Source organism: Nostoc sp. (genome assembly GCF_036917155.1).
Taxonomy (GTDB): Bacteria; Cyanobacteriota; Cyanobacteriia; order Cyanobacteriales; family Nostocaceae; genus Nostoc.
In genome coordinates this window covers 18,126-30,879 of record NZ_JBALDZ010000131.1, presented here as the reverse complement: position 1 = coordinate 30,879, position 12,754 = coordinate 18,126, and the positions used below count along the sequence as shown (strand labels likewise).

Genomic DNA, 12,754 nt, shown 5'->3' with positions numbered 1-12,754 from the left:
TAGGAAGAAGTAATGCAGATTAATGAAGATTCTTTAAAAACCCTAATTCGCGGGATTACTCAATTTCAGGGGGAGTTTTCCTTAATATTAGCAGTTTCCAACTATAGGGTATTGCGAGATCAAATCGTGCAGCAGTTACGGGAGCAATGTTCCATTGAAACCCGCGAACTGATACTAGAGCAGTCTGTTCAGACCCTTTACACCAGGATTACGGAAGAATGTAATGAAGAACAGCCTAATGCACTAATGATATTTGGTTTGGAGTCAGTACGCGACCTCGACCAAGTTCTGATGGCGACCAATCAGATTCGAGAGGAGTTTCGCAAGTTTACCTTTCCTCTAGTGCTTTGGGTAACAGATGAACTCCTGCAAAAGCTGATTCGGTCGGTTCCAGATTTCCACAGTTGGGCAACGACGGTGGATTTTAAGATTACGACTGACGAGTTAATTCAACTTATCCAACAAACGGTTAATGAGGTCTTTGCTAAGATTTTAAATTCTCGTGAAAATGTATTTTTAGATAATGCCACACTCAAGCTTGAAAAGGGTTCCCCACGTTACGCTGAACTAAAGTCAGCTCGCCAAGAATTACAAAACCGGGAGGTGAAGTTAGACCCGGAGTTGGAAGCTGGTTTGGAATTTGTCCTAGCTCGAATAGTAGATAACTCCCAAGTAGATTCTCGGCAACATTACGAGCGGAGTTTGTTTCTGTGGCAGCATACCCATAACCAAGAACGTTGTGGAATTTTATTCTTATATCTCGGATTATGGTGGCGTAACTATGCGATGCGGCATCGAGCAGAGCATCAGCAAGCTTGCGTTCGCGCCAAAGAATATTTTCAGCAGTCAATTGAGGTTTTTGAGCAAGCGAACCGTCCCGATTTAGCCGCTAAATTTATCAATTTCCTGGCAGAGGTGCTGCATCGGCTGAAACGTTGGGATGAACTAGAGGTAGTAGCGAAAAAAGCCTTAGCTCTTCATCAAACTAATTTTGACCCATTCAGGCAAGCGCGAACTTATGGTTTTTTGGCTGAGATAGCATTGTCTAAAACATTATGGACTGAGGCAAAACAAGCTGCCCAGCAAGCTCTTATTCTACTAGGTAATGCAGCAGAAGCTATATCAAATCCCTCACTGGAACAAACCATTTTATTAGATTTGGAAAATTCGTTCCATCAAGGATGGTATTTATTCTCGCTAGCAAAAGCGCAACGGCATTTGGATCAGGTGGAAGAGACGATCTCCACTTTAGAAACTGCCAGGAACAAAACCAAACCCCATTACGATCCAGAACTTTATATCCTGATTCTGAAAGCCTTACAAGAATGCTACTTCCAACAAGGTGAATATCTCACTGCATTTCATATTAAGCAAGAACGACAAGCGATTGAAAGTCAGTTTGGTTTACGGTCCTTCATCGGTGCAGGGAGGTTGCAGCCGAAACAACAGGTTACTAACCCAGCGTTACCATTTGCCGTACCACAAGACGAAGTTGCTCAGGAAATTGCCTCTTCAGGGCGGTTGCACAGTGTTGAACGCTTGGTTGAACGGATTGGGCGAGATGACTGTAAACTGACAGTAATTCATGGGGAATCAGGGGTTGGTAAAAGTTCAATTGAGCAGGCTGGATTAATTCCAGTTCTGCAACAGGAGCCGATTAATGCCCGCAGTGTAATGACGGTTTTGCAGCAAGTTTATGCAGATTGGGCTGACGAACTGGGTAAGCGTTTGGCAAAAGAACTTGGGAAAATCCAAAAACGAGTTTCTCCAATAGCTTTGAAAACCGGAGAAATAGAAAATAACAAATCAGAATCAGGGCTGGCTTCCGTCACCTTTGAATCAACAGAAGCCATTCTCACTCAGTTAGGCAGAAATGTGGATGCTAGTCTGTTAACTATTCTGATTTTCGACCAATTTGAAGAATTTTTCTTTATTTGTAAAGATCCTCTTGAAAGAAAAAAGTTTTATGATTTTTTGCGCGATTGCTTAGATATTCCTTATGTAAAAGTCATTCTTTCCTTACGGGAAGATTACCTACATTATTTGTTAGAGTGTACTCGCTTTACCAAACTAGAAGTCATTAATAATAATATTCTGGATAAGAATATTCTTTTTTACTTAGGTAACTTTAAACCAGATGAAGCTAAACTAGTTATTCAAAGTTTAACTGAAAAAACTCAGTTTTATCTAGAAACCGCTTTAATTGATGAACTTGTCAAAGATTTAGCCGGAGGAGTTGATGAAGTGCGTCCAGTAGAGTTACAAATTGTGGGCGCACAATTACAAGTTGAAAATATTACCACGCTAGCACAATATCAAGAAAAAGGTCCAAAAGCAGCGCTGGTAGAGAGATTTTTAGAAGGAGTCATAAAAGATTGTGGACCAGAAAATCAGCAGCTTGCCGAACTTGTATTGTGGCTATTAACCGATGAGAACAGCACTCGTCCCCTCAGAACTCGTGAGGATATAAAAAATTCTTTACAAGAATTACTAACAGATGCCAGTCACCTAGATTTAGTTCTAGAAATTTTTGTTAAGTCCGGATTGGTGTTGCTGTTACCTAGTTCGCCAGAAAATCTTTATCAACTGATTCACGATTATCTTGCTGCTTTTATTCGCCAGCAAAAAAATAACGAACTTATTGAAGAACTGGAAAAAGAAAGAGAACAGAGAAAGCGCAGCGAAGCCGAGTTAAATAGGGTACTAAAACGACAATTAAAACTGGCGATCACAGGTGGAAGCTTAATGGCAGTTCTCGCTGTCTTAGCGGGTGTATTTGGAGTCCAAGCAAAAATTAGTGAAACTAATGCAGAACTGAGAGAAATTAGTGCCGCCTCAGAATCTCTTTTTGCTTCAAACAAAGGGTTAGAAGCGTTGATAGAAGGTTTAATATCTGGGAAAAAACTGAAACACGGATTTGGAGTGAAAGCCAATACTCAGAATCAAGTGATATCTAGATTGCAAGAAGTGGTTTATGGCGTAAGTGAGCGCAATCGCTTAGAAGGGCATACTAATACAATCACAGATATTACTTTTAGCTTCAATGGGGAATTAATTGCCACTAGTAGTGAAGATAAAACTGTGAAACTGTGGAGTCGCAACGGTAAGCAGATTAAAACTTTAAAAGGAGGGCATAGTGATGGCGTTACTAGCGTTGCTTTTAGCCCCGATGGTAAAATTATTGCCTCTGGTAGTAAGGATAAAAAAATTATCCTCTGGAATCTTGATGGTAAGCCAATAAAAACTTTAGAAGGACATAAAGATTGGGTAAGAGACCTTAGTTTTAGCCCAGATGGACAGAAAATTGCTTCGGCTAGTGAAGATAAGACTGTGAGAATTTGGAGTGTCAACGGTACTCCAATGGCAGATCTTCAAGGACATGAATCTAATGTCACGATGGTCAGGTTCAGTCCAGATGGCCAGACCATTGCCTCAGCTAGTGAGGACGGCATTATTAAACTTTGGAAACTCGATGGTAAAGAACTCAAGACCATCAGCAGTCCAGCTAGTATCCTTAGTCTTGCTTTTAGCTCTAATGGCAAGATGTTAATGGCAGTTAGTAAGGACAATACCCTCAGATTATGGAGTCTTGATGGCACTCTCCTCAAGACTACTAACTATATTACCCCGAATACACCAGCTTTCGCTAATTTAAGTTCTGATGGTAAGTTACTAATAGCTTCCGATTCATACGGGCAGGTGCTTTTTTGGAAAATTGAAGGCATTAGAATTAAACAGTTAAAATTTCTGCAACTTCCTACTCCTAAAAGTGCCAGTTTTAGCCCTGACGGCAAGAATCTGGCTTTTGCTAGTGACGACAATGTTATAAAACTTCAGAGTCTTGATAATCAAAGTTTTGAAATTCAAAATGATAACAGCGATACAATTAAAATTGTAGGACTTAGCCCTGAGAATTTGCCAGTATCGGTTGATCATGACACATTGAAATTTTGGAACATCAATGGCACTCTAGCCAAAACTATTAAGGTTTCAAACGATATTGAAGTTTCAGATGATATTAATAGCGTGAGCTTCAGTCGTGACGGTCAAATAATTGCTTCAATTGGCACTGATACGACTACAAAACTCTGGAAGCGTGACGGGAATTTAGTCGGAACTTTCGACGAGAATACATCATCTCGCGATTTTAGCCCTGACGGTCAGGTAATTGCTACTGTAAACAGGAATAATACAGTAAAGTTGTGGACATCTGATGGCAGATTAATTAAAACGCTGCAAGGTCACAGAGAACGTATTACTGAGCTAGTTTTTAGTCCAGATAGTCACCTGATTGCTACTGTCAGTCGCGACAATACAGTAAAGTTGTGGACATCTGATGGCAGATTAATTAAAACGCTGCAAGGTCACAGAGAACGCATTACTGAGCTAGTTTTTAGTCCAGATAGTCAGCTTATTGCTACTGTCAGTCGCGACAATATGGTAAAGTTGTGGAACCATGAGGGTAAGCTGATTCAAACGTTTGAAGAGTACAACGATGATAAACCTCGATGGGAAAATTCCTTGAATACACAAGTGAAATTTAGCCCCGACAGCCAGATGTTATTTATACCCAGTAATTACAATGATGTGAAACTCTGGGGTCGAGATGGGAAAGTGTTTCAAACCCTCAAGGGACATGACGGACAGGTTAATAGCGTGAGTTTTAGCCCCAATAGTCAGATAATTGCGACGACTAGCGACGATAATACGGTAAAACTTTGGAAACGTGACGGCACATTAATTAAAACTCTAGAGGAAAGTTACTTCAGGAAAGGTGATGTTAGTTTCAGCCCTGATAGCAAGCTACTTGTCTCTACTAGTTGGAGTACGGTAAAGCTTTGGAGTAGCGATGGCAAATTGGTCACAAATCTTACAGGAAATGATGAGACACCTGAGATTAGTTTCAGCCCTAACAGCCAGACCATTGCTTCTATTAATAAAAATAGTGTCAGACTTTGGAGCCGAACGGGTAAGCTGATTAGAACTATAAAGAATGATGTTAATGACGCTCCTAAAATTAGTGTTAGTAAAGATGGAAAACTAATTGCCTCTGTTGGTAAGAATAACGCCGTAAATTTTTGGAGCAGTGATGGTGCGTTAATTCAAACCCTTAGAGGACATAATAGTGAAATTACTTTAGTAAGTTTCAGCCCAGATGCTCAAACCCTTGCCACTGTAGATAAAGATAATATCGTAAAACTCTGGAGCAAAGACGGCAAGCAAATTCTAACTCTTAAGGGGCATGGCAATCGAGTTGAGCGCGTCAGTTTTGGTGGTGATGGCAACACGGTTGCTATTTCTGGCGTTGAAGATGTAGTGAAACTCTGGAACAGCAAAGGCGAGAGCGTTGCTACCTTAAAAGGACATCGGGATCGCATCAATAGTGTCAATTTTAGTCCCAAAGGTAAGCTTATTGCCTCCGCCAGTAATGACAAAACGGTGAGACTTTGGAGACTGGATGGTACTCAACTTCAGGTTTTGACAGGACATACAGACAAAGTTAATCGCGTTCGTTTTAGCTTTGACGAGCAGTTCATTGCTTCCTCTAGCGACGATAAAACTGTAAGAATTTGGAACCAAAAGGGTAAGCTTCTTAAAACACTTAAAGGACATAAAAGTGCTGTTCGGGATGTAAGTTTTAGTCCCAATAGCCAAATGATAGCCTCAGCTAGCGATGACAGCACTGTTATTCTTTGGAATCGTGATAGTGACAAGTATAAAGTTCTGCCAGGGCACAGTGCCAATGTTAAAAGTGTTAGTTTCAGCCCAGATGGTCAGATACTTGCCTCAGCTGATAGTCAGAGTCAGGTGAAAATTTGGAGCCGTGACGGAATATTGCTGAAAAGCTTTAGGTCGAATAGCTTAGGTATCAACTTAGGTGGTAAGGAAGTCAGCTTCAGCTTTGACGGACAGAAAATTTTTGCCTGGAATAGTCATTATGGCAACCAAGTTAAGCTTTGGAGTAGAAATCTCAACGAACTGTTGGAGCAAGGTTGTAGCCAAGTACGGGATTATCTGAAGAGTAACCAAAACGTAAACAAAAGCGATCGCGCGCTCTGCGACAAGCTCTAAAAACGACTTTATACATTGAAATACCCCGTAGTAATCAGTTGACACCCTTATCACTCCAATCCATCATTCAACGCATTAGTTTTGGAGAAAAACCCGTGAAAGTTACCATCAAAGATAGTGAAATACTCAAAACTGTTAACCCCAATGTAATACAGGCACATTTGCAAGCAACAGGCTGTGGCATGAAACAGGGCGTATATATAATGATGCCGGGGCAATTTGGCGACTGAAAAAATCTGCTGCTGATGAATATGAAATCTTGCTACCTCTCCAACATAGTTTAGGAGATTATGCCGAAAGAATCAGCGATATATTAAAAACATTGGAGACAGTAGAAAATCGTGACCAAGTTGAAATATTAAGTGAATTTATTACCAACTATCCCAATTTCACCGTCCAAGGTGTGGTTATGCAAATTGCCACTCCTCAAATTGATAAACTGAGTGGAGAAATTACTTTACTATGTACAGTTTTTGATAAATTGCAGGAAGTTAAAACCGAACTAGCGAACCATGATTATATCTTAGCCATTAAAGCCTATCAGGAACGTTTACCAATTCGCTGCACAGGTGATTTAGTAAAAGTTGACAATCATTTTATCCTGAAAAATCCCCACAATTTGCTTCTTAATAATATCTAACTCCAGCAGATCAATATTTTGAGCTTTTTTCTAAATCAATTCTGATATTGAGTCGCTCATCTGCTTTTGCAAGCGCTGGCGGTTATCATCATATTTCAATACTGTTTGCACTTGGGCGTGTCTGCTGAAACGCTGGGTAGCACGGTAGTTGCCATTATTCAAATCCAATACTGTAGTAATCGCACTGTGGCGGATGCGATGGGGTGACATCTTCTTAGTAATTCCCGCTTGCTTGCACAGCCCATCCACCAGTCGCCTGATTGCCTCCCTGACTTTTCACGGTATCTGGAAAACCTCTCTCTAAATCTCTCTCCTACAAGGAGAGAGACTTTGAATTTTCCCCCTTCCCGAAACGGGAAGGGGGCTAGGGGGTTAGGTCAATCGTTAGCTTTTCCACATGACGTGAAAAGTCAGATGAATGATAATCGTTTCCTGCAAAACTTCATCATCACTAAAAGCTTCTTGTCTGGATTCAAAGAGATGTATCTGGTCTAAAGCCATCATTTCCAAAAACATTCTGCGGAAGTCTCTAAAATATGGGCCATTACAGAAACTACGCGGCGAAATAGCTACAAGCTCTCCTCTTGATTCAAGAAGCTGAACTGTAGCAGCGATAAAACCTGTATATAGATTGCTGGCTTCTAATCCTATAGAACGTAACAAATCACGAACTTTGGAATGAGCGTTAATTTTTAAATATGGGGGATTGAGAATAGCGTGGGTAAATCTGCAATTGTCAGGATTATCGAACAAACTAGGGCCAAGAAGTCTGACTGCATCCTCAATAAAATCCGTATTCCGGATCTCATAGTTTAAATAAATCCCAGCTATTTGACATTCTCTTACACATAATTGCAATGTCTGACGTAAATACCCAATCAGAAAAGGATCAATTTCATAGGCAACAATATCTAAATTGGCTGGGCGTTGTTGGCTCTGACAAAGGTTAGCCACAAAGGCTGCAAGTAATGAGCCAACTCCTGCTCCGGCATCAAGTAGAGATATTTGAGGAAGATTAAGTTCGCCAAACATCCCAACCATTAATTCTGCGACTGGAGCAGGAGTCAAAAATTGACCCAGTTTTCCTTTTTGCTTTTGATCCTGTTTCAAGCTTGCAGCAATCCTCAGAAGGTCTACTTTACCAAGTAAGTTTCTGGCAGAACATTTCGACAAGCTTGTAAATTTCAACGGCTTGTGATGATTGTCTGTAGACTCTCTACTGCTTGATTGGAACATCACGGCTCATTTTCACAGAACAAAAACCAACTTTATCAGGTTTTGAATTTACGCCATGATATTTTAAGGAGAACTGATGCAAGAAGCGTCCCTTTATCCAAAAATTATTTTAAAACTATGCTTCCGGCTAAAGTCTTCATTACTCGTCGCCTACCCATCGAATTAGAGGAACTGCGATCGCTCGCCATTGTCGAAGTTTGGCCAGAACGCCAGCCCCCTCCCTACGAAATTTTACTAGAAAAAGTCAAGGAAATAGATGGTTTGTTATGTCTGCTGACTGACCAAATCGATCGCCAACTCATCGAGTCAGGGAAACTCAGAGTCATCAGTCAAATGGCGGTGGGTTACGATAACATTGACATTGCCGCCGCTACGGCACAACAAATTCCCGTTGGTAATACTCCTGGGGTGTTAACCGATGCTACCGCAGATTTTGCCTGGGCATTATTAATGGCAGCTGCACGGCGAGTAGTGGAGGCAGATCGGTTTACTCGTGCAGGTTTGTGGCAGACTTGGGAACCAGATTTGTTATTGGGGCCAAATGTTACGGGTGCTACCTTGGGAATTGTCGGTTTTGGGCGGATTGGACAAGCAGTTGCTCGTCGTGCCAAAGGCTTTGAAATGCAGATTTTGTATACGAGTAGACAACGATGCAGCCCAGAGTTAGAACAATCTCTAGGTGCAGAGTTTGCTACGTTAGAACACTTGCTGCAAGAGTCGGATTTTGTGACACTGCATACACCATCGGCTGATGATACTTACCATTTGATTAGCGATCGCCAATTTGAGTTGATGAAGCGAGCGGCTATTTTGATTAACACGGCGCGAGGAACTATTGTCGATCCAGATTCTCTCTATCGTGCCCTTGCCAGTGGTCAAATTGCCGCTGCGGCTGTGGATGTCACCGAACCTGAACCGATTCCCAGCGATAGCCTGTTGTTGACCTTAGAAAATCTAATTATTGCACCTCATATTGGCAGTGCCAGCCGTCAAACGCGCTCAAAAATGGCAACAATGGCGATCGCTAACTTAATCGCAGGACTGAGAGGCGATCGTTTGGCTGATTGTGTCAACCCTGAAGTTTATGAGAAGAATTCAGAACTCAGGAGTCAGAATTCAGCTTGTGGGTAGAGTATTCAGAATTCTGAATTCAGAATTATTTATAATTTTTAATTTTTAATTCTGTCCCTTGGAAAGGCAAAGCAGGTAAGCGGAATGCAAAAATGGCACCGTGAGGATTTCGATTTTCCACCCAGATTTTACCGCCATGTGCTTCCACAATCTGACGGGTCAAGTATAACCCTAAGCCTGAACCTTTAGCTTGGCGATCGCTGTTTCCTTGGTAAAACCGCTCAAATAGATGTGGTAGTTCTTCTAGCTTTATACCTGCTCCAGCATCTATGACTTTGGCTGTTTGATAAGAAGAACCAGACTCTAATACAACCTCCACTTTGCTACCACGAGGAGAGTGGTTAATGGCATTAGTCAATAGATTAGTAAATACGCGTTGCAACTGAAAAGCATCTCCATAAACCCAAAGGAATTGGCGAAAGTCTGATGCACCATAATTGAACGAAATGTAGACACGACGACTAGAAGCCAGTTGAGTTAGATTTGTTGCTACTTCTTCAGCAATCCCCACTAAATCAACAGGTGCTAAACGCAACTTCAACCCTTCTAAATCATTGCGATAGACATCCAGAAGTGTTTCTAACATCTGCAAACTAGTTTTATGACTGCGAATCATTGTAGCCAAAACTTGCTTTTGCACAGGAATCACAGAACCAAAATTTTCTCGTTCAAAAGCTTGTAAGGTTTCAATTGCTCCTAACAGAGGAGTTTTCAGGTCATGGGTGAGGGTGGAAGCAAAATCTTCGCGGACACTGGCTAGCTTCTCTTGTGCTTGAAGTTTGACTTCTTGTTGCAGCAGTGTTTCTTGATATAGACGGTTGCGATCGCTGAGAATACCTGTCACAATCAGGGCTAAAATTGCAATTAATCGACTGGCGATTGTCGCACCACTCACCGAGTAAATGCCTGGAACCCACACATTCAAAATCGTTAAAACACAAGCAACTAGAGTTAATTGCAATGTCAACATTCGACCTAGACGAGCATTTGCTAGCAGAATTGGGCCGATATAAAGATAACCAAAAACGTAGTCTGGTGGTGTAGAGAACTCCAACAACACTACAACTGTAAATAATCCCACAATCAACCAGAATATACTTCTTACAGAAGCCGGAGAAGGGGAAAATAATAAGGGTGAAGGTTGACCTTCAAGAAAGCTGTGGGGTAAGGGTGAATGGGAAAATAATTCCTTACTAGCCTTAACCTTTTTCCTTTCCCTTATCTTTTGCCATAAATCCAATATCATCAAATGTAAGTTGCTGGGATACTTAACAAGTTTTTTGGTTAGCTTCTGGAACATGGATATATCAGCAGTAAGCTTATTTATTAAATCTAACCAATCTTCAAAGAATCAGTTGACTTTTTTGCCAAATAACTGTTTATTTACAATCTTATTTGATTTCTATACTTGCAGATATATATACAGCTAAATACTCTATATGTTTAGATATACAAGAGCGGACTGACTCATATATCTCAGTTTAAATATTAAGTTATACCTTGTATTCTGACAAAAAAAGTTACATCATTGATATCAAAAGCACCTAAATACATAGTAAGTAGTGTTTTTAAGATAGGAGAAAGTTGCACGATTGACACCGATACTGAGTACTTATTAGGCAATTATTCAGATAAATTTGGCTCAAACTTTTGGCATGTAACATGCTAATATACTTCATCTATTTTTGTGAATCATGAAAGTAAAATATCTAATAAACATCTCAAATTTACTCATATCGGAGTTTAACTAACTCATGTTACAAGGATGGATTCAAATTACATTAACGCTGCTAATTATAGTAGCAATTACTCCCTTCTTTGGGAGATACATGGCGCGTGTATTCCTAGAGCAAAGAACTTTTCTAGACGTGATTTTGAATCCGGTTGAGCGAGTGCTTTACTCTTTGGTTGGCGTTCAAACCCAAGAAAATATGACGGGTTGGCAGTATGCGCGAGCAATCTTGTACAGCAATGTAGTTATGATGTTGCTGATTTTCTTCCTGATTGCAAATCAGCGATGGCTACCGCTTAACCCAACCAAGATAGATGCCCCAACCTGGGACACTATAGTACATACCACTATTTCCTTTATTACCAATACCAACCAGCAGCACTATTCTGGTGAAACCTACTTGAGCTACGGTAGTCAAATGTTGGGGCTGGGCTACCACATGTTCACCTCCGCTGCAACAGGTATCGCAGTCGCGATCGCCTTTATTCGAGGGTTGACGGGTAGACCTTTGGGTAACTTTTATGTAGACCTAATTCGCTCGATTACCCGAATTTTGCTGCCGATTAGTATTGTCGGTGGCATTATCTTTATTGCCCTTGGTATGCCAGAAACCTTAGCTGGCCCAGCAGTATTTCCGACCTTAGAAGACCCTAACATCAGTCAGGCGATCGCTCTTGGTCCAGTTGCCCATTTTGAAATTATTAAGCAATTAGGAGAAAACGGCGGCGGCTTTTTCTCTGTCAACTCGGCACACCCCTTTGAAAATCCCAACGGATTTTCTAATTTAATTCAGATCGTGGCAATGCTTTCGATTCCCACATCCCTGATCTATACCTATGGGTTGTTTGCAAATAACATCAAACAAGCCTGGTTACTCTATGGCATGGTGGGTGTAATTTTTATCGGATTTCTGATTGTCACCGCCATTGGAGAATATAACGGCAATCCGGCTGTAAATACGCTTTTGGGCAGTCAGCAACCGAACCTAGAGGGGAAAGAAGTCCGCTTTGGTTGGGCACAATCTGTGCTATTTGCAGTCAGTACAACTGGTACTATGTGCGGCGCTGTCAACAGTTTCCACGACTCCTTCATGCCCGCAGGCGGTTTTATTTTTCTCTCGAATATGTTCCTGCAAATCATGTGGGGTGGACAGGGTACTGGAACAGCTTACCTGTTTGCCTATAGCATCCTAGCGGTATTCGTCACAGGTCTGATGGTGGGACGCACCCCAGAATTTCTGGGACGCAAGATTGAAAAGCGTGAAGTCGTCCTGGCTAGCTTCCTGATTTTGCTAGTTCACCCCATCGCCATTTTGATTCCGGGGGGAATCGCCTTAGCTTTTCCTGACCAACTGGCAGGGATTAGCAATCCTGGCTTTCACGGCTTTTCTCAAGTTATCTATGAATATGCCTCAGCTGCGGCTAACAACGGTTCTGGGTTTGAAGGTTTAGGCGATTCACAACCCTCTCCCTTGGCGATCGCAACTGGCACAAAAACTACCGTAACCGCCCTCTGGTGGAACCTGAGTGCCTGCTTCAGCCTCTTAGCCGGACGCTATGTACCAATCATCGGTCTGTTGCTGCTAGCAGATAGTATGTCCCGCAAGCAAGCTGTTCCCTACACAACTGGTACATTACGAACCGACACCGGACTATTTACAGGCGTCACCGCAGGCGTAATTTTAATCTTGGGCGCACTCACATTCTTCCCAGTGCTGGCATTGGGGCCCATCGGTGAAGCCTTTTTTATCGCCAAAGGTATCGGGTAGGGAGTGGGGGCTGGGTACTGGGGGCTGGGTACTGGGTACTGGGTACTAGGAACTAAGGACTTAATTTTTTTGCCAATCCCTAATCCCTAATCCCCAATCCCTAATCCCTAATCCCCAATCCCCATTACCCCTTATCCCCAGAGGGGACCCCACCTTCCCCAATCCCCAATCCCCA

General features: G+C 41.8%; 8 protein-coding genes. 5 read left to right on the top strand and 3 right to left on the bottom strand.

The features are described from left to right. Positions 1-12: 12 nt before the first annotated feature. The 3 genes from V7K67_RS18160 to V7K67_RS18150 are packed head-to-tail and all read left to right on the top strand — an operon-like array spanning position 13 to position 6,712. A complete protein-coding gene (locus V7K67_RS18160) occupies positions 13-6,072 on the top strand; it encodes an nSTAND1 domain-containing NTPase (RefSeq protein WP_335167806.1) in 6,060 nt (2,019 codons plus the stop codon). A 38-nt stretch (positions 6,073-6,110) separates the two neighbouring features. After that, a complete protein-coding gene (locus V7K67_RS18155) occupies positions 6,111-6,302 on the top strand; it encodes a hypothetical protein (RefSeq protein ID WP_335167804.1) in 192 nt (63 codons plus the stop codon). Positions 6,303-6,331: 29 nt separating this feature from the next. Next, entirely contained in the window at positions 6,332-6,712 is a 381-nt protein-coding gene (locus V7K67_RS18150; RefSeq protein ID WP_334729159.1) for a hypothetical protein, read from the top strand. Between the two features lie 30 nt (positions 6,713-6,742). On the opposite strand, the gene V7K67_RS18145 is transcribed toward V7K67_RS18150, so the two are convergent. Both V7K67_RS18145 and V7K67_RS18140 read right to left on the bottom strand, forming a co-directional pair. Beyond that, positions 6,743-6,973: a tyrosine-type recombinase/integrase gene (locus V7K67_RS18145; protein WP_442943866.1), complete on the bottom strand. Its 231-nt coding sequence runs from the start codon at positions 6,971-6,973 to the stop codon at positions 6,743-6,745. A gap of 123 nt (positions 6,974-7,096) precedes the next feature. Next, positions 7,097-7,948 carry an Eco57I restriction-modification methylase domain-containing protein gene (locus V7K67_RS18140; protein ID WP_334729169.1) on the bottom strand — a complete coding sequence of 284 codons (852 nt, stop codon included), beginning with the start codon at positions 7,946-7,948 and terminating at the stop codon, positions 7,097-7,099. Between the two features lie 117 nt (positions 7,949-8,065). Here V7K67_RS18140 and V7K67_RS18135 point away from each other — a divergent pair, with 117 nt between their 5' ends. Then, positions 8,066-9,079, top strand: coding sequence for a 2-hydroxyacid dehydrogenase (locus tag V7K67_RS18135; RefSeq protein ID WP_334729157.1), 1,014 nt, complete (start codon positions 8,066-8,068; stop codon positions 9,077-9,079). 25 nt (positions 9,080-9,104) lie between these two features. Here V7K67_RS18135 and V7K67_RS18130 read toward each other — a convergent pair whose 3' ends face one another. Beyond that, positions 9,105-10,379, bottom strand: coding sequence for a sensor histidine kinase (locus V7K67_RS18130; protein ID WP_335167799.1), 1,275 nt, complete (start codon positions 10,377-10,379; stop codon positions 9,105-9,107). A gap of 454 nt (positions 10,380-10,833) precedes the next feature. Here V7K67_RS18130 and kdpA point away from each other — a divergent pair, with 454 nt between their 5' ends. Next, positions 10,834-12,579: a potassium-transporting ATPase subunit KdpA gene (kdpA, locus tag V7K67_RS18125; RefSeq protein ID WP_335167796.1), complete on the top strand. Its 1,746-nt coding sequence runs from the start codon at positions 10,834-10,836 to the stop codon at positions 12,577-12,579. The last annotated feature ends 175 nt before the right edge of the window (positions 12,580-12,754 follow it).